General features: G+C 62.0%; 23 protein-coding genes and 1 pseudogene. 9 read left to right on the forward strand and 15 right to left on the reverse strand.

Annotated features, from left to right (window positions below; all coding sequences use genetic code 11):
- Positions 1–69: 69 nt before the first annotated feature.
- Both FIV34_RS11590 and FIV34_RS11595 read right to left on the reverse strand, forming a co-directional pair.
- Positions 70–945 carry an ImmA/IrrE family metallo-endopeptidase gene (locus FIV34_RS11590; protein ID WP_139982880.1) on the reverse strand — a complete coding sequence of 292 codons (876 nt, stop codon included), beginning with the start codon at positions 943–945 and terminating at the stop codon, positions 70–72.
- A gap of 14 nt (positions 946–959) precedes the next feature.
- Positions 960–1,328, reverse strand: coding sequence for a helix-turn-helix domain-containing protein (locus FIV34_RS11595; protein ID WP_139982882.1), 369 nt, complete (start codon positions 1,326–1,328; stop codon positions 960–962).
- A gap of 188 nt (positions 1,329–1,516) precedes the next feature.
- On the opposite strand from FIV34_RS11595, the gene FIV34_RS11600 reads away from it, so the two are divergent.
- The 6 genes from FIV34_RS11600 (at position 1,517) to FIV34_RS11625 (ending at position 6,230) form a co-directional block, all read left to right on the forward strand.
- The gene (locus FIV34_RS11600; RefSeq protein ID WP_139982885.1) at positions 1,517–1,696 is read left to right on the forward strand and encodes a hypothetical protein; all 180 of its coding nucleotides are present in this window, start codon (positions 1,517–1,519) and stop codon (positions 1,694–1,696) included.
- A 34-nt stretch (positions 1,697–1,730) separates the two neighbouring features.
- Positions 1,731–2,486 (forward strand): multiubiquitin domain-containing protein, encoded by a 756-nt coding sequence (locus FIV34_RS11605; protein ID WP_139982887.1) that lies wholly within the window; start codon positions 1,731–1,733, stop codon positions 2,484–2,486.
- Positions 2,461–3,663, forward strand: coding sequence for a ThiF family adenylyltransferase (locus FIV34_RS11610; RefSeq protein WP_139982889.1), 1,203 nt, complete (start codon positions 2,461–2,463; stop codon positions 3,661–3,663). The genes FIV34_RS11605 and FIV34_RS11610 overlap by 26 nt, the downstream gene beginning before the upstream one ends.
- On the forward strand, positions 3,651–4,094 hold the full coding sequence (locus FIV34_RS11615; RefSeq protein ID WP_139982891.1) for a ubiquitination-like system serine protease family protein: 444 nt from the start codon (positions 3,651–3,653) through the stop codon (positions 4,092–4,094). The genes FIV34_RS11610 and FIV34_RS11615 overlap by 13 nt, the downstream gene beginning before the upstream one ends.
- Before the next feature lie 18 nt (positions 4,095–4,112).
- Positions 4,113–5,033 carry a competence protein CoiA family protein gene (locus FIV34_RS11620; RefSeq protein ID WP_139982893.1) on the forward strand — a complete coding sequence of 307 codons (921 nt, stop codon included), beginning with the start codon at positions 4,113–4,115 and terminating at the stop codon, positions 5,031–5,033.
- 93 nt (positions 5,034–5,126) lie between these two features.
- Entirely contained in the window at positions 5,127–6,230 is a 1,104-nt protein-coding gene (locus FIV34_RS11625) for a hypothetical protein (RefSeq protein WP_139982895.1), read from the forward strand.
- 456 nt (positions 6,231–6,686) lie between these two features.
- Here FIV34_RS11625 and FIV34_RS11630 read toward each other — a convergent pair whose 3' ends face one another.
- The 3 genes and pseudogenes from FIV34_RS11630 to FIV34_RS11635 all read right to left on the reverse strand — a co-directional run bounded on the left by FIV34_RS11630 (position 6,687) and on the right by FIV34_RS11635 (position 9,178).
- Complete coding sequence (locus tag FIV34_RS11630) at positions 6,687–7,712, reverse strand: hypothetical protein (protein ID WP_246058603.1); 1,026 nt, start codon at positions 7,710–7,712, stop codon at positions 6,687–6,689.
- Positions 7,713–7,760: 48 nt separating this feature from the next.
- A pseudogene (locus tag FIV34_RS21515) lies at positions 7,761–7,871 on the reverse strand (HNH endonuclease); the annotation flags it as partial.
- A gap of 212 nt (positions 7,872–8,083) precedes the next feature.
- Positions 8,084–9,178, reverse strand: a complete 1,095-nt coding sequence (locus tag FIV34_RS11635) for a DUF4238 domain-containing protein (protein ID WP_139982899.1) — start codon at positions 9,176–9,178, stop codon at positions 8,084–8,086.
- Between the two features lie 915 nt (positions 9,179–10,093).
- Between FIV34_RS11635 and FIV34_RS11640 the strand changes: the two genes are divergently transcribed.
- The gene (locus FIV34_RS11640) at positions 10,094–11,635 is read left to right on the forward strand and encodes a GDSL-type esterase/lipase family protein (protein ID WP_139982901.1); all 1,542 of its coding nucleotides are present in this window, start codon (positions 10,094–10,096) and stop codon (positions 11,633–11,635) included.
- Between the two features lie 197 nt (positions 11,636–11,832).
- Here the strand turns inward: FIV34_RS11640 and FIV34_RS11645 are convergent, their stop codons facing one another.
- The 9 genes from FIV34_RS11645 to FIV34_RS11685 form a co-directional block, all read right to left on the reverse strand.
- Positions 11,833–12,312, reverse strand: a complete 480-nt coding sequence (locus tag FIV34_RS11645) for a hypothetical protein (protein WP_139982903.1) — start codon at positions 12,310–12,312, stop codon at positions 11,833–11,835.
- A gap of 110 nt (positions 12,313–12,422) precedes the next feature.
- Positions 12,423–12,929 (reverse strand): DUF3761 domain-containing protein, encoded by a 507-nt coding sequence (locus FIV34_RS11650; protein WP_139982905.1) that lies wholly within the window; start codon positions 12,927–12,929, stop codon positions 12,423–12,425.
- Between the two features lie 103 nt (positions 12,930–13,032).
- Complete coding sequence (locus tag FIV34_RS11655) at positions 13,033–15,087, reverse strand: hypothetical protein (protein ID WP_139982907.1); 2,055 nt, start codon at positions 15,085–15,087, stop codon at positions 13,033–13,035.
- Entirely contained in the window at positions 15,084–15,503 is a 420-nt protein-coding gene (locus FIV34_RS11660; protein WP_139982909.1) for a hypothetical protein, read from the reverse strand. The genes FIV34_RS11655 and FIV34_RS11660 overlap by 4 nt, the downstream gene beginning before the upstream one ends.
- A 31-nt stretch (positions 15,504–15,534) precedes the next feature.
- On the reverse strand, positions 15,535–16,452 hold the full coding sequence (locus tag FIV34_RS11665) for a hypothetical protein (RefSeq protein WP_139982911.1): 918 nt from the start codon (positions 16,450–16,452) through the stop codon (positions 15,535–15,537).
- 608 nt (positions 16,453–17,060) lie between these two features.
- The gene (locus tag FIV34_RS11670) at positions 17,061–17,258 is read right to left on the reverse strand and encodes a hypothetical protein (RefSeq protein WP_139982922.1); all 198 of its coding nucleotides are present in this window, start codon (positions 17,256–17,258) and stop codon (positions 17,061–17,063) included.
- Between the two features lie 185 nt (positions 17,259–17,443).
- Complete coding sequence (locus tag FIV34_RS11675) at positions 17,444–18,913, reverse strand: recombinase family protein (RefSeq protein ID WP_170207601.1); 1,470 nt, start codon at positions 18,911–18,913, stop codon at positions 17,444–17,446.
- 83 nt (positions 18,914–18,996) lie between these two features.
- Positions 18,997–19,536 carry a TIR domain-containing protein gene (locus FIV34_RS11680; RefSeq protein WP_139982926.1) on the reverse strand — a complete coding sequence of 180 codons (540 nt, stop codon included), beginning with the start codon at positions 19,534–19,536 and terminating at the stop codon, positions 18,997–18,999.
- A 377-nt stretch (positions 19,537–19,913) separates the two neighbouring features.
- Positions 19,914–21,296, reverse strand: a complete 1,383-nt coding sequence (locus tag FIV34_RS11685) for an ApeA N-terminal domain 1-containing protein (RefSeq protein ID WP_139982928.1) — start codon at positions 21,294–21,296, stop codon at positions 19,914–19,916.
- A 129-nt stretch (positions 21,297–21,425) separates the two neighbouring features.
- Here FIV34_RS11685 and FIV34_RS11690 point away from each other — a divergent pair, with 129 nt between their 5' ends.
- The gene (locus FIV34_RS11690; protein ID WP_139982930.1) at positions 21,426–21,893 is read left to right on the forward strand and encodes a hypothetical protein; all 468 of its coding nucleotides are present in this window, start codon (positions 21,426–21,428) and stop codon (positions 21,891–21,893) included.
- 161 nt (positions 21,894–22,054) lie between these two features.
- Positions 22,055–22,339: a hypothetical protein gene (locus FIV34_RS11695; protein WP_139982932.1), complete on the forward strand. Its 285-nt coding sequence runs from the start codon at positions 22,055–22,057 to the stop codon at positions 22,337–22,339.
- Positions 22,340–22,380: 41 nt separating this feature from the next.
- Here the strand turns inward: FIV34_RS11695 and FIV34_RS11700 are convergent, their stop codons facing one another.
- Positions 22,381–22,635, reverse strand: a complete 255-nt coding sequence (locus FIV34_RS11700) for a hypothetical protein (protein WP_139982934.1) — start codon at positions 22,633–22,635, stop codon at positions 22,381–22,383.
- Between the last annotated feature and the right edge of the window lie 21 nt (positions 22,636–22,656).

Below are 22,656 nucleotides of genomic sequence, written 5' to 3' on the forward strand. Positions count from 1 at the left end.
ACGAAGGCAGCTTGCAACGGATGCGCAGCGCCCGAGCGCTTCCCACATAAGGCCAAACGCCACCGTTCCTCAGCGTTTAGGCTTCCAACTTAGTTCGCCCGTCAGCGGCGCGAGCAAGTCGTCGTCGTCGTCCCGCGCCGCGTGCACCGCGACCCGTGGTGCATTCCCCACCGCTTCGAAGGTCACGAACGAATAGGTGCGCTGCTTGGGCACGTAGTTCGTGGCTTCTTCATAGGCCATATAGTGCGCGGCTGCATCGGCGAGCGACCATTCCGAGGCGTCCAGCTCGGACGAAGGGCCGTCGGTCGCGCTGGCACGCACCAACTGATCCGCCGCCGAGCCCGTTGGTAGCATCCGCCCATTGGCGATGCGAAGCCCCGCTTCTTTCGCCGTTCGGCTCGGGAATGCCACTTGGATGCGCCGATCGTTGGCGACCACGAAGGCCAGCGCGTCCTCCGACGCCTTGATCCACTGCGACGCGACGCAGTGCTGGGACGCATCAAACCGAACACTGAGATCCTGCACGGCCGTCACCGTGAACGCGCGATCGTCGATACAGGGCTTCAATACGGAATATGGCACTAGGCACTCCGACGCGAACGCGTCACAAGCCACCTCTTCGACCGGACGACGGCGGGACGACAGAAGCTGTGCATCGTCTGCAGACGGGGCTTGTCCGTGCACGGATGGCAGCTTCAGCACATGGTGAGCGATTTCATGCAGCACCGTGAACCGCTGGCGCTGCGTGGGCTCGTTGGCGTTGATCCAGATGTACCGCTGGCCGCGCCGCTCGACTGTGCTGCCGGACTCGCCGTCGGGGAGGTCCTTATGTAGCACTTGGAATCCCTCGGCCGCAGCCAGGGTCATGACGTCGATCGGGATGTCGGTCACGCCGTGGCGTTTGAGGAAGTCGCGAGCGCGAACGATCGCGGTGTTCTCGTCCATGAGCAGCCTCAGCCTTACAAATCTTGAATCATCTGGATGCGCTTCATCCAGGCTTCTTCGGTTGTCGGCCGCTCGCCGCGAAAACTTAAGCGGGCCGCGTCGCGCATGTCCTCCCACGGCGTGCGCAGGTCCGTCAACATGAGGCGATACAGTGCATCGTCCACCGACTGCTCCGCAAGCAGCTCGAGTACTTGGGCCTCGCGCTCACTCAAACGCAACGCCTGCGCCAGCTTTTGCCGCACATCGACCGACGGCGAAGTGCGATCGCCCTTTTCCAGGCGGTAGATGTAGGCGTGATCCAGATCGGCCGCTCGCTCTTTGAGCCCACGTAGGCTCAGCTCTTCTCGCTCGCGCATCGCAGCGAGGAACCCCGACAGCTCCATAAAAATCCTGTGTTGATTTCCTGCGAAACCCAAGATAGGCTGTTGTCCAGCCGAACAACACGCTACATCTTGAGCGCCGTCCCCAGCGGACGGCTTTTTAAGACACGCGGTGTTGCCTGGCAGGACAACGGCCGCGCGCCGTTTTTTGATGACCGTAGTGTTGCCTGAATAAACAACAGGAGCAACCCGTGACAGCCAAGACGTTCAAACCCGGCCAGAAAGCACCGACATCCGGCCAATGCGCCATTAACGGCGCCCGTGGCGGCAAAGGCCCTGAGCGCACCGTGGTGCGCGGCGAGCCGTTGCCACCCACGCCATCGCCCGGCTCGCGCTATCGCCTAGTCGACCCCACCCGGCACAAACCCTGACCGCCACCGCGCGGCTTCCCCCGATCGAGGACCGATGATGAACACTCCGTTTGATGCCACCGTTGAAGACATCGCGCAGGCCGCTCGCGACGGTCGTCCCCCGCGCGATCACGGGCCCTATGGCCTGCGAGTGGGCGACGACCACTTGCACTACACCGCTGCGGTGCTCGCCGACCCGGTGCCGCTCGGTGCACAGATTCTGGAAGCCGCCGGGCTAAATCCGGTTCGAGAGTACATGCTGCTTCAGATCATGCGCGACGGCTCCACCAAGGAAGTGCGCGCCGAGGACTCGGTGGACCTGCGCCAGCCAGGCCTTGAGACGTTCGTCGCATTCCACGGCGATCGGCTGTATCGGTTGACGTTGAACGATCGATCTATGGATTGGGGCACGCGGTGGATCACCGCAGCCGTGCTGCTCACGCTCGCTCGTGTCGATCCAGCCGCCTTCGAGGTCGTGCTCCTTCACCCTCAGGGCCAGAATCGGGTGCTCAGCGGCGAGGATCGCGCCGACTTGGACGACCCCGGGGTCGAACGGTTTGAAACGATTCCGCTGGCGATTGAGATCTTCGTCAACACTGAGCCCAAGGTCGTCCATCAGCGCGTCCTCGACTTTTGGCAGGTCGTGCGTCTGGAGTATCCGCACGCCGACCCGAGCCAGGCGCAAGCGTCCTACACCGTCACCTATGCCAAGGGGCCCAAGGCCAACCCATCGGGCACCTTGGTGAAAGGTCAATCCGTCGTGGTCAAACAGAGGATGGAATTCGATGTCTTCGTCACCGATCGGTCGTAGTCCCGACCTCCTGCGCCTACGAAACGAAGGGTTCAACCTCGAAGTACGCGCCGGCTACTTGCTGGTGCATGAGGTGCCCTACGCGACCGCCCAGAGTACGGTGGCGCGCGGCACCCTAGCCTTTCAGCTGGACTTGACCGCGGACATCGCGGTCAAGCCTCAAAACCACACTGCCTACTTCATTGGTGCTTGCCCTTGCGACGCGCAAGGGCAAGCACTGAACGCCATCATCAACAACAGCCAGTCCACGACGGTCAACGGCATAACGGTCAATCACTACCTGTCCGCCAAGCCGCGCACGCCTGACGGCCTGTATCCGGACTACTACACTAAGGTCACGCAGTATGTGGCTCAGATTGCCGGCCCGGCCCAAGCACTGAGGCCGGGCATGGATGCCAAGGGCTTCCGCGTCGTCGAGGCCACGGTTGGTGAATCAGTCTTTGCATACGAGGATACCGCCTCCACGCGTGCCGGAATCGCGCTGGCCACCGATCGTTTCAAGAACCAGCGCATCGCCATCGTCGGGCTCGGCGGTACTGGCGCCTATGTACTCGATCAAGTCGCCAAGACCCCAGTGTCGAACATCCACCTGTGGGACGGCGATGCTCAACATCAGCACAACGCGTTCCGCTCGCCTGGCGCCATGCCCGTCGACGCCCTGCGCGCCACACCGAACAAGGCAAACTATTGGGCGAGCGTCTACGGCGCCATGCATCGCCACATCGTGCCCCACGCCGTCATGATCACCGCTGAGAACGCTCAAGCGTTGCGCGAGTTCGACCATGTGTTTTTGTGCGTCGACCGCGCCGAACCCCGCCGACTCATCCTTGAAGCCCTGGCCGGGTCGTCCGCAACCCTCATCGATGTCGGCATCGGCATGCGCATGAACAGCGCCAACGCGCTTGTAGGCCAGTGCCGGGTGTCGGTCGTGGATCCACAACGCAGCGCCGTTGCGATCGCCACCCTTCCAATGGCGGGTGCCGATGACGACAATCTGTACACGACCAACATCCAAGTCGCCGACCTCAACATGATCAACGCTGGCCTGGCCATCCATGCTTGGAAAACGCGCTTGGGCTTCTACGCCTCAATGACCCAGTCACACCTGACGGTTTTTGCGACCTCCAACAGCACGATGGCAACCGCCACCGACGAGGGGAATGCATGCGCCGCGTGACCCGCTTTGATCATCGCTTCGTCGAAAGCTTTCCCAAGCCGTTGGAGCCAGGTGTGCTCTATGTGTCCACCCGCTTTCGTACCGCGGCACATCTGTGTGCATGCGGCTGCGAGACCAAGGTGGTGACACCGCTCTCGCCGGCGAGCTGGGTGCTGACATTCGACGGCGATACCGTGTCGCTCTCGCCATCGGTGGGCAATGGGCGCATCGCGTGTCGATCGCATTATTTCATTCGCGCCAACGCTGTGATTTGGGCGAGGCCCATGAGCGATGCCGACTCGGCAGCTGCGCAGCGGCACGACGCGCAAACGCGGGGACGCTACTACAGCGCGGCGCCTGAACCACGTCCAGCCCCCGCATCGGCACCCGCACCCGTTGCGCCAGCGACGGCGCGCTCTTGGTGGCGGCGCTGGCGAGACTGGCTCGGTTAAGCGCTTCGAGACGCAGCCATGGACATCACGCTCATCCCATTCGCCTGGCATCCCGAGCGAAACATGTTGGTCGGTATCGATGCGGTTCCACCGGGCATGCAGTGCGGCTGCGTCTGCCCCTCGTGCCACGCGCACCTCCTAGCCCGCCAGGGCCAGCAGCGCACCTGGCATTTCGCTCACGCGCCCCGATCCGACCAGCAGGCGATCGACAACATGTGCGAGTTTTCGTGGGCCGTATCAGTGCGTTTGATGGCGCGCCAAGTGTTGGGGTCGTTGCGAACCATCCAGTTGCCCGCACCCATTTTTCCACTGTTCGCCGACGACCTGCACCGCCGTGCACCCGCACCCACCCTGACACTGACCGCGCCCGACCGGCTTCCGCTACACGGCGTACAGGTCGACACGACGCTTGAGCACTTGCCGGTGGACGCCGTGGTCGACACCGACATGGGCCTCTGGTGCCTCTACTTCACGCACCGCCAACGGCCGGTGCCCGCAGGTCTAGAAGCGCTGGCCGCACACGGTATTTGTGTGATCGCCGTCGACTTGGAGGGATACGCAAAGATCTTGACGAAAGGCAGCCCGCCAGAGGGGCATCGCGAAGCGCTCGCCGCGTTCCTGTCCGAAGACACGGATCACAAAGCATGGGTGGCTCACCCGGCGCTGGACGAGGCCCGCGGACACGCGCTCGAAGAACGCGCGCGCGACCCGGCCTTGGCGCCCATTAGGACCGAACAGCCGCCAGCCCCTCACTGGCCGAGACCCGCCGCTGTACGCCGATCACCCTCTCGTCCAAGGCCCTCCGGAGCGCCGTGGATGCCGGTCCTTCCTAGCGTATTCGCGTGCCAGATTTGCGAGCATCGCTTTACCGCATTTGGCAAGCACCCGGCCTGCCCGCACTGCGCGACCCGATTTGCCGCCGTCCCCGTCGGCGACTGACCTCTCCCATCCGTTTCCTGGTGGCGTCGAAGATCCCATGTCCGACGGCGCCGCTTCATTGCAGCCCTATGCTGCGTCTTCCACGAGAGCACCATGACCTCAGCGTCTCCAACCCCGACACTCACTCCTTTTGGCTCTGTCTCCCAACTCCTCGTCTGGATGGCTGAACGCGCCGCCCCGCTGGCTGCCGTGGTCCTTGGCATCGCCGCGTTGTATTGGTCGGATTTCCGTCGAGAGTTTGCTCTGCCCGTGGGCTTTGCGAGCAGCAGCATGCTCACCGCACTCCCTTCGCTGGCCGCCATCGTGTGCATCGTCGTTGGGGCCTTGGTAGCCGGCGTCGCCATGCCCGCCTTGGTCCTCACCCATCCCCTTCGCCCCGGCGCGCCCACCTTGGCCGCACTCCTGCGAACGCCTGTGGATACCAACACCGGCGAGCGACAGAACGTGCGGGCTTCTCGCATGATCGAGCGCTATTGGCTGGGCATGGCCGCCGCATCGGCGCTGACCTGGGCCGGCGTCATCTCCTGGATGACGTTGTGTTCGGGCACGTACCCCGGTTATGGCGTGACGGTTCTCATGGCCGTCATCGCTCTACAAACGGTGGCGGCGGGGCCAGTGCTGCGCCACGCGCTGCAGACTCCCTCGCCTGCGTCCATCAGCTTTTACCTGTTGCTGTTCGTGAGCCTCATCTTCCAGTGCGTCATCGCGTTCTGGGTGATGTACGTGCTGTTGAAAACGATCGTGGCCTTCACGGCCTGGAGCCTGGCCACTCGGGGTACCGTGTTCATCGTGCTCATGGTGATCGCCGCCATCATGCAACTGGTCGTAGCCATGCAAGTCACCAAGGGGTGGTATCCAAACTTGCTCAAGCACGTCCTCTGCCTGGGACTGTTGATCTTGGGGGCCACAGGTATGGTGCCCCCGATCGCCGCTCGGCTCTCGTCCTACGCGCTGCTCTCCACGGCAACCCCAGGGCGGACTTGCACCATCGTGCGCCTCACCCATGGCAGCACTGACGCGAGCATCGCCCCGCTCCTCGAGAGTCCCGGTGCCGTGCGCTCCAAGCCGCTCAATGTGGTGTATCCGGACGATACGACGTTGTACGTGAAAGAGACGATGGACGGGCCTACCTATCTCATCGATGCCAAACGCGTCGCCGGCACCGAAGCGTGCAAGGACGAACCAACGCCCCCCTAATGAACCTCGGCACGAGGCGAAGATCACACCCTGAGGCTCGTCACCCTGAGGCTAAGCGCGCGAAGCCCTGCCACGGTGCGATGTTCGAGCACTATCAATTAATACCTTGGAAGGTCTGGGGCTGCGAAAAAAAGGTGGCCGTGCCTAGCACGCGCCATCCGCCGCATCGAACAAGTCGCCCTCCGGGGTGGCTTGTTGTTTGTCCACAGCGGTACGGCGCCCAGCGCATGAGATCACCGAAAGCCTTAGCCTTCCGCGTCTCTACACCGAGGGGTACAGCAATCGGTTGATCAACGGGGGGCGAGTGCCGAGTGGCGGCCTAACCACTAGTTTGAAGACTCGCTAAGAATATCAATGGGCGGAGAGGGTGGGACTCGAGCTTCTGCACCGGCTGCGGCATGTACGAGCGACTCTGGAAGTCGCTGTCTCGGCCCTTCGTCTTTGCGCCTAACCTTATTATGACGATTGGGTCCCTATTCCGAAGGCCCCCTCCCTGTGCATCTCGGCCAACACACGGTCAATGGCCACGCTGGCATAGGCCTGCTCAACCATACGCTTGGCGATCGCCGAGTTGACATGCTGGAGAACGACCTCCTGTTGGGCCGAGGTCATGACGCTTCCCTCACTCGCGCCCGCCGCGGCCATACCTTCTGCGACGGCCTCATCGATAATCTGACCACGGTGTCGCGCCTCGTTGCGGTCGATGAAAATCGGTAAAGCGTCGTTGAGCGCCGCGGTCATGTGGGCATAATTAACCCGTTCGGGCGTAGGCAACTCATCGACTTGCGCCGATCCCATCGCGAGGTTTGCAATCATAGTCAATTCCTCGCCTTTTTCGGGGTCCATGGCGTAGGTAACCTGAATGGGCGGGCCAACGTAGGATCGCGTCAGGATGACGATCACGCGCTGAAACGAGAAATATTCCACGTACGCAATGCCGATACCGGAGATTGGATCTGCATGGACGCCTAGGATGTGGGTGACGCGATTTGCAGGACGCTCCTCGACGAGGTCGCGCGCGTACTGCATGCGAAACGCGGACCGATCGCCTTTGTCATTTAAGAACTCGAGCGCCAGATCGCACGCGGGCGCGGGCAACCCGTGGAGATGCGCGAAGGCCAGCGCGGTCTTGACGATAGAAGCGGACGGACCTGGTTCGCCGAAGCGAATGGACAGGTGCATGGGAACCTCGGAGTACCGGTGCCCTGGCGTGGCCGAAGCAAGTGTCTTGGAAACGTCAACATCAGGGCGTTTTCGCTTCATTCCGTTCAAGATAGACTTTGCATCTTCCATCGAACGGGCGGTAATTGAGACGACGGTACCGTCGTCAGTTCGATGGAGTGCCGGGTCCTTCGGGGTCAACCGGCCATCTGAGTTCAGCGTCAGGCGCTGACCGTCGGTAAGGGTGATGGGGATCGCGGGGTGCTCACCACGCTCGCGTTGAACATCCAAACTTCGGCTGAACCAGGCAAACTGGCTCACCAGAACCGCGTCCCAGTCCGTCCCCGTACGGTTATTGCACGATCTACAGATGAAATCGTCGACCTTCAGACGCCCCCCAATCGCCTGAGGGATAACGTGTTCGATGGAACGGTTCTCCGCCGTAAGCGGAGTAGCGCACAGGACGCACGTCGGTGTCATAGGGTTTTCCGCGTCAGTCGGCCGATGATGAGTTGATGGTGGCACACTCCAGATGCACGCCAATGGGCATAACGCACATGATAAGACCCACTGGGTGCCCGGCCGCTTGACCGCCGCTCAAACTACACCACGGCTCGCGGGTGGGGCGCGGCCCGGGTACGCAGCGTGATCAGATAAACCCTGTTCTCCATCGCTTTTACAGGTGGTGCTGCTCAAGTCGATCGTGAAGGCAACTTCTTGAACTTCCCCCCGTGCAATAGGGTCACCCCGCGCCTCAGGAATCCCACCCCAGTACCGTTACTGTACACAGACCCATCTGCGCGCCAGCCGAGAAATGACGGCCACTGCCTAGGGACAGGCTGGACCGACTGAACGTGCATCAACGCCTTCCCATCTTTAGGCCCGGGTTTGTAGTTCACGACCTTATACCGCTCCCACCCTTCGGGTGCATCGGTCGGAACTGCATAAGTTACGCGGTGACGTGCCGCAGGTCGGCGATCTAAAAGGACTTCTGATTCCGTTTCAAGATAGTTTCGGAAATCCCAATCGCGGAAATACAGGTTGGCCCTTGCATTGAGAAACTGGTGGTCGTTGAGAGCCCGGATGTCGTCCTCACGCCGCGTCTCGACCCATCCGTTGGCGGAAGAAATGCTGTACATGCTCGGGTCAAACGCAAGAAACAGGACGTCTGGACTGAGCGGAAGAAGCAAAATAACTCCGCTTGATCCCACTCCGTACGTCACACCCTTCGCCCGAGGGTCCACAGCGTGCCACCGACTGGCGATAATGGCCGGATCGTCACAGACCACAAATGGCAATTCTGTTCGGTTACGGACCAGTCTCACTTTGAGGTCAGCTACATTTTTAGCTGCTTCAGGGAAAGCCTCCATCGACAAGCGCACGGCTTCGCGAATACCCAGCCGTGGCACCTGATCAGAGTCAGCGGCGAGTTCCTCCAATTCGATGGAGAACTCTATAGATCGCCTGGAAGCAGCCTCCGTCCGAAGGTATTGGATGACCCAGAAAAAGGTTAATAGATGCCTCCCCTCGTCCGTCAACTGATAACCCGGAGAGAGAACCTTCGCCAAAAGGTTGGCATACGCACCTTCGATATCCTGCAACGCGCGCTCGATTTCAAGGTCTTCGCCGTAAAAGTAATCACCGGAGCATTGATTTTTTACGGGCGCACCTGAAATGCTTCGTCGTCGATCCAGATTGAAAAGATTGATTGCCGCGCCGCCCCCACCTTGGGTGAACGCCTTCAGATAGCAGCGGGGAACAAAATGTTGATTCTTATTCGATGCCACGTGTTACTCCCTGTTACCAACCGATTCTCCCTACCCGACAATTTCAAGACCCACGGGTTATGGGTCATCGATCGTCGGACCCGCAGTGCGGAACGAAGCTTGGCGGAGGGAGTGGGACACAGATCACCGATCCTCCGCCAACGCCTGGGCACAAATCGGTGTGTACCGGACTGTGTCCCGGGATCGTAGCTTTCCGGTTATGTCTGTCAAGCCGCAAAAAACATTTCAATCAGACCCCTTGACGAAACCTCAGGCCAGGGTAGGGTCAAGTCAGACGCGGCATGTGTAACCGCGCTTCCAGCCCTTCGTGGCAGAGCATGGTGACGTTGACGGCCCATCCTTCCGGACAACGTCTGTCGCGTCGATGAAGCCGCCCTCCGGGGCGGCTTTTTTGTTGGGTTGACCTGCACGGTGCAGCAAAGCGCATGTTCATTCGCAGCCTGACCACGTCATGCATTCACCTCAATCAGGACGGCTTTCAATCCGATTCGATGAAGTCTTGACGCGTGTGGCAGCAGCCTTGGTGCGGCTGACTCGGACGACATCGTGAACGGCGAACACCTCCCCTCCCTTACCCACATCAACACTGGTGACCCACAGGATGTCGCGCTTTGGGCGCTCGTGCTCGGTGTTGCCCCCCCCTAACCATTCTCGCTGCGGTGGCCGAAGTGGGCCGCGATGCCAGGGCGGTCCAGCTGCATCTGTCGGGCCGAGGCACGGCGCCGGACGCCGGCCGTCACGCGTCATGAGCCGTCGCAGTGGCGGGTCCGAATTGCAATTATCGTCGACGGGTTCCGGTTGACCGTCCGTTGCCCGGACGTTTTACGTCAGCCACAGGCAAAACGGGCGCACTGGCACAAGCATGATTCCGGGCCAGGGCCAGACTGCAGGGCTCCCCACCCCCTGCAGTGCCCCATGAACCCTCCCCATCTGCGCCCCCTCCTCCTCGCAGCGCTCCTTGCCCTGCCCCTTGCCGCCCCTGCCGCGAGCCCCGGTGACCCCTGGGTCGGCACATGGGGTGTATCCGCCATGCGCCTCAACGAAACGCAATACGGCGGGCATACCCTGCGGGAGACCGTGCGGACCAGCGTCGGCGGCGACCGCGTGCGCCTGCGCTTTTCCAACCAGTTCGGCGACCACCCCCTGACGCTGTCCGACGTCCATGTGGCCCTTCGCACCACGGGCTCGGCGGTCGACCCGGCAACGGACCATCTCGTCCGGTTTTCCGGCGCGACCTCGGTCACCCTGGCGCCAGGTGCGGCGCTGCAGAGCGACCCCATCGATTTCCAGCTTCCGGCCGGGTCGGACTTGTCGGTGTCGTTTTACGTCCCCGACCAAAGCGGTCCTGCAACGGGGCACGGCTACAGCAATGCGTCGAAGTACGTGGCGCCCGGCAACGTCAGCGGCGCGCCGGACACGGGCGGGACCCAGGACGGGGACTTTTACTTCCTGACCAATGTCGACGTCCAGGCGGCGGGCCTGCAAGGCACCATCGTGACGCTCGGTGCATCCGGCACGGACGGGTTTGGCTCAACGCTCAATGCCAACAGCCGCTATCCGGATTTCCTTGCCCGGCGGCTCATTGCCGCCGGCACGAAGGTCGGTGTCGTCAACCAGGGCATCAGCGGTGACAACCTCATCAATGGTGACAACAGCATCATGCGCCGGTTCGAGCAGGATGTGCTTGGCCAGACCGGGGTCCGCTGGGTGATTTTCTCCGACGCCCCGCTCAACGACATCATGGGCCATGTGCCGGAGGCGACGGTCGAGACGATTACGGCGGACTACCGCACGCTCATTGCGAGCGCCCACGCGCGAGGCATCGGGTTTGTGTGTGCCACGTTGCCGACGTTCCATGGCGCATCGAACTGGACGCCCGACGCACAGGCCATCGCGGACGGCGTCAACGCATTTGTCCGGAGTGCCAACAGCGGATGCGACGGGCTGCTCGACTACAACGCAGCGATTGAAGACCCGACGCGTCCGGGATATACACGCCCTGCGTATCTCTACACCGACGGCCTCCACCCCAATGACGCGGGTTACAGCGCGGTGGCCAATGCCGTCAACTTGACCTACTTCCAGCCGGTGTCCCTGCCCGCCATCACATCACCGACGGTGTGCGGCACGATGGAATCGGGGGAAGGACTTCGCCGTGGGGAAAGCCTCGTGTCTTGCGACGGGACGCATGCGGTGACGCTTCGCAACGACGGCAACCTCGTCCTGACCTCCGGCAACAACGTGCTGATTGAGACGGGCTCGGTGGGCTCGGACGCCGCACAGGTGTCACTGAGCACCGACGGGAACCTCGTCTTGCAAGGCGCACTCGGTGAGATTCTCTGGCAGTCGAATTCCGGTGGCCAGAACGAGGCGCGCATGATGCTGCAAGGCGACGGAAACCTGGTCATCTACTCCCTGCGGGGTGCGGTCTGGGCGTCGAATACAGGGGGACGTTGAGGGGCATTCTGTCCGACGGACCTGCCTTGACAGCGCCCCCGCTTCGACGTCGGGGGAAGACCGACCCGGCATGTGCCACTGGGATGTGGGCGGTGGGCCGCATGCCAAACGACCTATCGGCCGCGCCAATGAAGCCGCCCCCCCCCCGGGGCGGCTTTTTTTATGAGCCCCACCCGCCTTCGGTGCATCCCACCCCGTCAACCGGGAAACGTCACCAACGGAACATCGGTGCCGTGGTCATCAACCCGGACGAGCGACCACGCGTCAAGTTCGATGCCGGAGGGTACGCCACCGTGTTTCCAGGTCGAGAGCGAAAGCGACGAGAATCCAGATGCGTCCTCTCCCATGTTTCGCCAGCGAAAGGTCAAATGAAGCCCACGGTCGTCAACGATGATTCGGCCCGCGTGTGGCTCGCCCGCTTTTTTTCCCGAGTGGACCGACGGCACGCGCAACTCGAGCGCCGTCCGGTCAGAGCATCTAACGACAGGCGTCCGGTCAGTGCCCCGTATCTCGATTGCCTTGAAGCGGTCGGGACCGGTGAGGACAAGCACGCCATGGTCGCTGAACACGACGCCCGTCACATGGCCGCCGCCATCGGCGTTGGCAATGAAGACCTCGCCGTTTTTCAACGTGGAGAGATAAACGGTTTTCGCGGTTGCAAGGGATAAATGATGCATGGACATCCTCCGGAGATGCTCCAAACATACCGTATCCGGGCGCTCCTCCCCCGGGCAGGTGCAGGCTGCGCCAACGCCACGTGGTCAGGCCCCGACACAGGCCCCATGCCCTAGGTGCCTGGGGTCGTCAACAACTCGATACGGACGTCGTCCATGGTCGCCAACGGCCAAGCCTTGGGGTCCGCGCCAGGCACCAGTTCCATCAGGCAGAGTTCGGCCAATCCTGCGACCGGATGCATCTGGAGCCATCCCGGACGGATGACCGTGCGCTTGCCCGATTCACTGGCATCCCGAATAAGAAACGAAACAGGCCGCCCTTCGACGATGGCACGACGAATGACACTCTCCATTGCAGTGCCCACTGGGACGACATTCACCCTTCGGGACTTGCCTCCTCGACCCCGGTCCGGGACGCGGTCGAGCAAGGCGAGTGCGCCGACAAGAGCAAAAAGACCGAGTGGCACGCCTACCCAGGTCCAGCCGACGTCTACGCCGCCGTGATGGGAGCAAGCCCCCCGGCGCCCGATTGCCGAGGACGGCGTTCCATCCCGGCAGGCGGCGCCAGGAACGACGCCTGCGACAAGAGCGAAGACCGCAATGCCCACCACGATGGCCACGACCGGTCGCCATCCCCCGCGTCCGTGGGGGCCGACCGAACCAAAGCCGTGTTCACGCTCGCCCGTGCCCTTTGCACCAACCCGTCCCATCCCTTGCGGCCGGTCAGTCGAGCGCGGAGCGCGTCGTCAGCGGCCGCACCAGTTTGCCGTCCCAGGTGATGAGGTCAAAGGTCAGATTGTTCGTCACTGCCAGAAAGTTCTGCTCCGTGTTCTCAAACGACGCGAAGACAACGGACTGGAGTCCGCGTGAGCCAGCAAGGCGCTGGAGCAGCGCGCGCATGCTCAACTCGCTCATTGAGTGCTGTGCCGGCTCGTCAAACAGAAGGAAATCGAGGTGATGGCCGTGGACGCCCTGGAAGGTCGCCGTCTCATAAAGCGCGATGAGGTACGCCCAGATGAGGCGCACGAAGTCACTGGCGCTTGATTCGACCTTCGCGTTGATGACCTGGCGAAGTTCCATGTCGCCAAGGGTTGGCAGGAGGCTTTCCCCATTGATGTTGATTTCTTTGGCCTGCACACTTGCATAGTCGAACGATGTGGCGTTTGCACGGAACAAAACGACAAATTTTTCGACCTTCGCGCGGTCGGCCGCCGACAGGTTGTCCTTGGGAAGCTCGCCATGTGCCTTCCGGTTGGCATCGAACTCGCGGGCAAGGGCAGGAAGCGATTCTTCAAATCCTTCGAGAAGCTCCTGGAATTTCTCCACCCGCCCAAGCTCGAATTCATTGGCAACGATGGCGCGCAGGTGCGACCTGGTCAGCTGCTCACCCGCACCGAGGTCCCGACGGATGGCCGACAGACGCTGACGGATGTTGGCAAGGTCCCGGCCAAGCCCCGCGAGCGTCACCGCCCCTTCGTCGAGCTCGCGCTGGAGGCCGTCGGACTGCCGGACGACCATTGCGCGCTGTGCCTTGAGATAATCGATGTTGGTCTCGAGCCCCATCTGCCGACCGGAGGTCTCGTCGGCGAGCAGGTTGTCTTCGACCGCCTGGCCACAGACGGGACACTGGCCGCTTGCAAGGCTCAGCTCGAGGTTCGCACCATATTTCCGCAGCTTCGCGGCAGACTCGTTTTTTTCGATGTCGGAATCGAGTTCGGCAACCATGCGCCGGTAGTCCGCGCGACTGGCGACCCTTCCGCGCTGGGCAAGGTCTGCTACTTCATGAAGCGCAACGATGCGCTGCGACCTGTCTTCCTCTTCCGAAAGCCGTGCCAGAAGCTCTGGCGTCTGGACAGCTGTGGGCGCTTCCGAGGCCGCAACAAGGGTCCGGTGTTCGGCGCGGAGCGCATTGAGGTAGCTTCCGACCGACACCGGGCCGTCGGGAAGCTGCTTGACGACGTTGAGGTTCGCCGCATCGAACGTACGAACTGCCCGTGCAGGCATGTCCTTGGGCAAGAATCCGAGTTGCGCAGCCTCGTTGCGCAACGCGCCCATCGCGTCGGCCCAGCGACGTTCGATGTCCTGCCGCTCCTGCTCAAGCCGGGCCTTTTCCATCGCTGTGTCGAACACATCGAGCCCGAGCACGTACTCAACGACCCTCGTCCGCACATTGGCGATGCCGAAATATGGTGCATTGCCGATGTAGTCGGTCCAACCGCGTTTTTGTTCGACCGCGTGCGCGGCGAAAACATCCTGGAGGTAGAGCTTTGTTTCCCCACCATCCGCCCGCGCGACCTTCGGCAGCTCCAGGCCAAGCCAACGCTCAAGAAAGCGGAAGAATCCTGACGCAAACTGCGCCGAGCCCGGGTCGTGGAGGTAATACGCCGACGGCGGGGTATGGCTGCCAGGACCCGTCAGCCATGCGCCCTGGAAAACCTCAACGAGTTTGTCCGAACGGTCCGTGGAGTTGATGGCCCGCCGCAGGGTGATGATGTCACCGGCAGCATTAGCAATCTCGAGCATCACCGACGATGAAACGACGCCAACGGCATCCTGACCATCCAGAAAATGCTCACGAACTGCGCTCTGGAGTGATTTCGTCCCCCTCGCACCCGTCAACTCCTCCATGCCCATCGCGTAGAGGAGCGTGTGGAAGAACGTACTCTTGCCGCTGGAATTGTTCGCGCGGACGATGGTCAGCTTCTCGCCGAAGCTGAAATCGAACCCGTGCGGCCCCTTGTCAGTGGTGGCGTGCAGCCGTATTGCCCTGAATCTCATTGTGCTTTCCATTCCTTAGAGACGGCTGAAACCATGTCTTCCGTGATGCCCTTGCCGACCGCACCAAGGTCACGTTTGACTATGCGCATGAGGGATTCGTCAGCCATGATGGCTTTTGCGAATGCCTGGCCCTCCGCCTCAAGCGCGAACTTCCCGTTTGCCTCGGAGATGAGTTCCGAACCCTCGAGGTAGCGGAGCGCCACGGCCAGCGCGGGGTCAAATCCCCACACGGCGAGATTAAGCTTCTTTTGTCTCGCGGCTTGAGACAACGCCTCGACACGCTCCGGAAGCTTGAGCGCCCAGTTGAACAGGTGAAGACGCAGCAGGCTCGATTTGCCACGATGGCAGGCGAGGTACAACGTCAGGACGACCTCCGCCATCTTGTAGAGCGGGCGATGCTCGACGAGGACGGGCATCGGTCGACGGTTAAAGGCGAGGCGGAGAGGCTCATTCATAGTCTAGTGTGCAAATCGCAAGCCAGCGGGCAACGACCTGACGGGTCAGGGCCTGGATTTCATGTCCATCGAGTGCAACACCAAGGTCGCGCCTGAGACGCTCTTCGAGGTCTTTGCTGATGTGTTCGGTCATGCCGTTCGGGGTACCTTCGAAGACGTGCCTTTGCTCGTCAACGTAACGCTCGAATTCATTGACGATGCGTACCAGACGTTGATGAACCAGCGGCAGGCGTTCCTCGATGCGGCGGAAGTGGTCATCGCATTCGACAAACGAGCGCTGCGTTGCCACGAAGACGGCGTTTGCAGCGTTGACCCGCTGGCCGTCTGGTCGATGGCTCACGCGCAGGTTCGACTTCCTGCGCATGTGGCCCTCGTACACAGTCTCGGGCTGTTCAAGTACTGGCAGGGTTGCGACCAAAGTGTCCGTCGGTGGACGCTCACCGGCCTCCGACCGAATCTGATGGATTTCCTGCGCGTAAAATTCACCACCCTGGATTTCGACCGTCACCTGGGGGTGTACGAAAGCCAAACCCCAGCTCCTCAGCTCGGCTTCCTTGACTTGCGCATGGGCAAGCAGCTTGTGCGAGCCGGTATCCGGGGTGACAAAAATCCAGCGGGTGATGAGGGTTTCACCCAGCACGGTCGGGAGCTCCGAGGCGTTGCGGCGGAGCTTTCCGAGGTCACGGGAAATCTTGTCACGAAGGTGGGTGTGCAGTTCGGCGCCGGTGTAGAGCTTTTCGGGGCAATAGCACTGGAATGCCCACCCCTGCGGCTTGACATAACCTTCGAGGCCGAAGTCCCCAGGCGACGGGACGATACGCTGGTAGCCCTGGAACTTCCGGGCGAAAACCTGCTGGCACATCCGCTCCCAGCCCGGCCCGTCATATGCCCCGTATGCAGTGTTAATCAATGGACTTCCCTTCCGACCTGCGGTTCGACCTGCTTATCGGCCGGCGCAGACAATACTTGAATCGACCGCCGCGTGTGGCGTGGCGAGGTCAAAATCACGCAAGGCCTGACCAACGAACCAAGGCGAGCCGCATCAAACCAATGTAACCGACCGCAGCAAACATGCTAACCGGCGTCCAGCAGCCACTCGACGGCAATCAACGCAGTCCGAGGAACCGGCAACGAGATGCGAAGGGTACGCCTCACGGCAATTCCTACCGTGACTGTGGCCGGTCCCAGATGCCGAAAAGGCGCACTGAGGATGTCACCAGATGCCATGTGGCAATGACCGCGCCAAGGGCTGTGCAACGCGGTGCGATGTTATCGCCCACGCTTCTCCTGCATCCAACGCTGGCACATTGTCCCGTACCCGCAATGCGTTTCCTACGACAATCCTATCGTCCGTCCATTACTCAGGCGCCCCCTGATTGGGCGGGCGTGGCTCGACCGGGACCACCGCATCGACGGGGCAACCGGCAGTGACACGGACAAACCTTGCGCTGCCGCCCGATGCCTGTGCAAGACCGTCGCCGGCCAGTTGGCCGCAACACTGCGGGCTGGAGGCCGCCGTCAGCGCCTGGCGCTGACGCTCGCTCCCAACGGCTTCTTCCCATGTCCTGCCACCTGTTGCAGCAAGGCCAGGCCCTCCGCGCAGTCGCGTGACGCCCAGCGGACAAGCTCTGCGTCTTCGAGCAACCGGGCAATGCGACCTGCGACGACCACGGCTTCGAGCACCGTGGTGCCTTCCCCTGCCCCGTTTGACGCCATGCGGGACGACCGGCCGAGGGTCGCCGATTTGAAACCGAGGCGGGCCAGGTGTGTTTCCCCCATAGGCGTGCCAAGGAGCGCTCTCAGCCCACGGTTCGCCCTTGCAATGCAAGCATTGGCATCACGGGTCGTGTCCGCGACACCGACCTGCTCGAGCTTTCGCCGGTACAGGCGCTCCTTGTTGTTTATCCACATCGCTGTGACTCCAGACGGGACAAGCGTGCGAGGTCGCCGATGATGGCAAGACTGGGGTAGGTGCAACTGTCAACCAGAGGGCCGTTGTGCTGGTAAAAGCGGTGAGGCAGAACTGGGCCGGAGGCGCCTGGCAGCACGATGTAATCGAGGGGCGCGGCCTCACCGAGCCGGATTCGGGCGTAGACCACAACGTCGGTTGGTTCGACCGGCCGGTGGTTGAACCAGATGTCTTTCCCCTTTCCCGATGCGTTGAGCACGGTCACCGACAGCGTCCAGGCGCGGTCGATGCGGAGGTGCCAGCCGTCTTGCTCGACGGCAGAACCGTTCTCGTCGAGCCAGTCGGCCAAAAACGCCGTCACGCTCCGTCGCCAGGTCGAAATGGCACGCCTTGCGTCCGCGCAACCGGCGTTTCGCTGCTGCACATATCCAAGGTTCCGGTACATGTTGGTCAGTCCTCCGAAACGCCGACCGCACACCTGGCTTGCCGGCATGCCCGGCTCGGCATCAATGAGTGGGGTCGACAGGCGCCCTTCGCGCTCGAGCAGGAGCCGCGCCCGCCGGAGGATGGCCTCGTCATCCATGCGCGTCTGGCGCCCTTTGTGCGCTTCGTGCGCCGCGTCAAAGAGGGCGCGGGGGATGATGGGGCGGATGGCACCATCGCAACGCACCCAGTCGTCTTCGTGCGAGCCGGTCATACGCGCCCCAAGGCGCTTTTGATGGCGGCCGTAGACGAGGTTGCCGATGTATTTTTCCGAATTGATGATGGCCGCGACCGTGCGGCAGTTCCAAGGATTCCCTTGCGCAGTCTTTTCCCCGCGTGCATTGAGGTCACGGGCAATGGCCTTGAACGAGGCGCCACCGGCGGTCTGCTCGAACATCCAGCGGACGAGACGGCGTTCGTGCAAGGCACCCGGCACCAGGAGCACACGGTCGGTCGCTGTGCCCTTCCATTGCCCGGGTTTGAGCCCCATGCGACGTTTGCCGTCCGAATCGACCACGACGCGGGCAAGGCCATACCCCGGTTTCCCGCCCTGGTGGAACCCGTATCCGGCAAGACGCCGGTGGCCGATGACGGTCTTTCCCGAAAGCTCCCGGCTGTATTCCGCCGACATCATCCGCTTGATGCTTTTGACAATCATGGCAAAGGGCGAGTCGTCGTTGGCGAAGGCCTCCGCCACATAGATGACCTTGACGCCGGCCCGCCAACAGAGGAATTCATAGAACGCGGCTTCATCGACACGCTGGAAACGCCCCCAGCGGGAGACGTCGAGCACGAGGATGATGGCGTAGCCCGGGTGGCCCCCGGTCACGTCCCGGATGAGCGCCTGGAGTGCGGGCCGGTGCTCGATGGTCAGCCCGCTGCGCCCGTCGTCCCGGTACGTCCTGACCACATCCATGGCATGGGCGTCGGCATACGCACCGATGGTCATGGCCTGGTTTGCGATGGAGTACTGCTGCATGTCCGTCGACATCCGCAGGTAAGCGGCTGCCCGGAGGGTGGCCACACCACCCGTAGGCGACGCTGCAGTGTGGGTGGTCATCGCTAGCCGCCCACGGCCTCGTCCCGGAGGGACGCGATGAACTCCTCCGCGCGCCTTTCCCTTGTAAATTCGTTGCGCCAGGCCCGCTGCACCCAGCGCCCCAGATTGGCGCGAAGGTCACCGACCGGGTCGACTGTCGAGGTCTCCACGAGACGGGGACGAAACACCTGACCCGCACGGTCATGGAGTTTCAGCCGGTCGAAGGGATTGAGACCCCTGCCATGCCCACGGGTGCTGGACGGCGCGAGACGATGGATGCGGACGCCAACGATGGGCATCTCCAAAGCCGCCGCCTGCTCGATTTCGAGGTGGACCAACGGACGGTTCGACGTGCGCTCGCCGACGAGGACGACCAGCACGTCGTGCCTTGCGAGTGACTCGGCTATCCATTCACGGGTGCGGCCGATGTCCGAGGAGATATCCGACCACCGGTCGAGCGGCTCAGGCGTGTTGGCATGGACGAGATTGAGGCCACGGACGACGGCGGCCCGCTCGGCATCAAACGCGTAGTGATAACTGAAAAACACGTTGGCCTTGCACATGGCACCCTCCCCGTTTTCCACAGGCTAGGACACCAGCGTCTACAGAGCTTGCCCGGACCGGCGCGCTTTGACTCTTTTAAAAGAACTACACCCACTCGTTGCCCGACGCGGCACGTTTGGGAGCCGGTGCCGACCTAGAGCGCGGTATCGATGTAGCCTTCAACCCGAAACGGACCACGGCACCGACCCTGCCTGATTCCACGACGCTTTCGTCATCACCATAACCGTGGCGCCTCTGCGATGGATTCGGGGTACAGACTCTAACTGAGATGGCTGCGAAAACATCGGCGTAACGGTTAAGCGCCCACGGAACCGACAAGACCAGTTTCTCAAAGGTCGTGGTGCGAGCACTACGAGTGTGCGCCCGAATCGGCGATTCAGGCTAGCTGACTGATTTGGAGCAGCTTCTGGCTGAACGACTGAGACGATTTTGCAAAATGGTCGACGTTCTCCTTCGAGAACCCGGTCAAACGCGCAAGATGCAAACGGAAGAGACACTCCATCACGAGACAAAGCCTGAACATTGCGTGCCCGGTGGCTGATTTTTTCTTCAAAGACGAGGAGTAATGGGTGAGGTAGTTTCGCGTGTCGCGAATCTGTTTGGCACAAGTGACCGGGTCGACAGTGTCGCCAAACACATTGCCGACCGTCGAGAACAGGTCACTTAGCCGTTCGGACAAGGACAGCTCGTTGCCGAAATCAAGCTTTGGCTTGAGCCAGTCCTGGAACTCGGGCCCGATTGCTGCTTTCAACGCTGCCTTCAGAACGTCATAGGTCTCATCGTCGTAGGGCTTTTTCTTGCTGGAGTGACGATGGAGCGCTTCGAGCGCCTGGGCGAGCATGAGGAATTCGTTTTCGAGGAACAGGCCTTCGGAGTCACGGGCGGAGAAGTAGAGGTTGAACGGGGCCTTGAGCGCTTCATAACGCTCTAGCCATTGGTTAAGGGTCGCGCCGAACGATGCCTTGACCTGTGCAAAGGGAAACAGCGGATAAGGCGCGTTGCCACGCCTGGCGTCTGTGGACTGGCGCTTTCCCATATTGAAATACAGCGCGACGGCATCGAGCTTCTGGGATGTCGGGTCTTTCTCCTGCTCAAGCTGGACCGCGAGAAAGGGTACGGGCTCATCGGTGACGAAGCTGAAAAAGCCGGCGGTGCGAACCGCGAGGTCGACAAGGTCCCCGAGGGCGACTGGCGTATCGAAGCGGAGAGCAGTCCAGGTCATCTGCCGCAGCGAGACGGAGTTGTGCTTGCCCCATCCTGGAATCCTGGCCGTGGGGTAAAGAGCCACCGTCAGACCATCCCGAATTTTCCAGGACGTGATAGCGGGTGGCGACCACTCAATCGTCAGGTGGTACGGGTCATGCGATTGGGACGGAATAAAGCCGCCGAATTCGTACCAGTTGTCGAGAATGTCCGACTGGAAGGCTAGCCCATGAAAATCGAGCGGTTCGGCCGACGGGATGCGGCAACCCACAAGCGTGTAGGTGCTGCGATACGTCGCTACTGAAAATCCTGGCACGTGAGTAGACCCACCCGCCGGGTAGCAGTCGACAAGAGTGATGTACTTTCCATTGCTGGTATAACCAAGGATGCGCATCGGTCCATCCGGTGCTTCGCCCAACACGCCGCCCAAGGTTCCGATGAGCTCTACGACCATGTCACCGCTATCCGTACAGTGCAGATGACCTGCAACTTTCGAGTCGGGAGACGAGTCGAGCCAGAAATAACCCTTAATGTCTGGTGGATTGGTCATATCCATACGCAAATCCTACGAAGGTTGGCGGAGGCTGTGGCAGCAGACTTCAAAACGGCGAAGATGAGACAAGGTCTGCCATCCCATCGCTGGCTTCATGTCACCAGTGTTGACTTCTGCAGGCAAGGAGATGACATGGACATGGTCCGGTATACCGTCAGGGTAGCTGACAACTTCCACTACGCTGACGAGAGCGAAACGTACACCCTCGGCACGTTCGACACGGTCGACGAAGCCTTGCTGCGATGCAAGGCCATCGTCGACGATTTCCTCGCAACCGGACACGTGCCCGGCATGAGCGCCGAGTCGCTCTACCAGCACTACATCACCTTCGGCGACGACCCCTTCATCGTCGGCCAAACCAGTGACGAGCGGTTTTCCGCCTGGGACTACGCGCGACAGCGGTGCGATGCCATCGCGCGCACGAATGCCCTGCCCCCCGTTGCGCGAATCCCAGTGACGCAGAAGGAGCAGTCCATGCCCGCGACCGACAACGGGCATCGCGTCGAACCCCGGCACCTTGCCGTGACCGTCGGCGTCTTCCTCTCGCTCGGTCTACTCGCGCTCTGCCTCGTGGTCTCGGGTGTGCTCGGTCCCAGGTGACGGGCCACACCTCGCTGCCCGGGGCGACGCGGTAGCGGGGTATGGGTCCTTGCTCATCGAACGGCTGCAGTCCAGTCGCAATTGAAAGAAATGCGGTCAAATCGGTTGACTGCGTGAAATGCGTGCAAATGCACCCGGTGCAGGGATGCCATGGTGTGGCCATGAACGCCCACCTGGAATCCCGACTGTTGCTCGTCGCCGAGCTCGCCCAGGACACGGCCGCGATGAATGACGCCGAAGTCACCGGCGACCACGACGAGGCCCGCTTCCGGGCGGACCTCATCACGCGGCGGGCGACGCAAGCATCCATGCCGGTCCTCGCGGCCCTTGCCGACCGGGTCATGCGCCTGCTCGGTCCACCGGGCGCCCTTGTCCAGCCGGACGTGGGCCAGGCCATGCTCGACCTTGCCCTGGCGCTTGTGCGGGAAGGACGCGAGCTGTCCTGAGTGGCCGGTCTCTTCCGCGCCATCGTGCCTCCACCAAGCGCTCAGCCAAACAGCACGGGGACCAGCAGGCCGAGGACGACGAGCGCCATGCGCGATGACCAATGGGACGGGACCAGGGGATAAAGGGCCGTTATTGACAGGCACAGCACAGCAAACGTCACGATGCCGAAGGGAAACGCCCAGGCCAGTGCGTGGCCCCAGTGGCCCGCGCCGAGCATCAACAGGGGCGCCCACATCAGCCAGCTGAAGAGGACACCCGCCGAAAACAGGAACAGCCGTTCGAAAGACGCGGTCATGGCGCTCGCCTCGTTCCGCAA

The organism is Luteibacter pinisoli (assembly GCF_006385595.1).
GTDB lineage: Bacteria > Pseudomonadota > Gammaproteobacteria > Xanthomonadales > Rhodanobacteraceae > Luteibacter > Luteibacter pinisoli.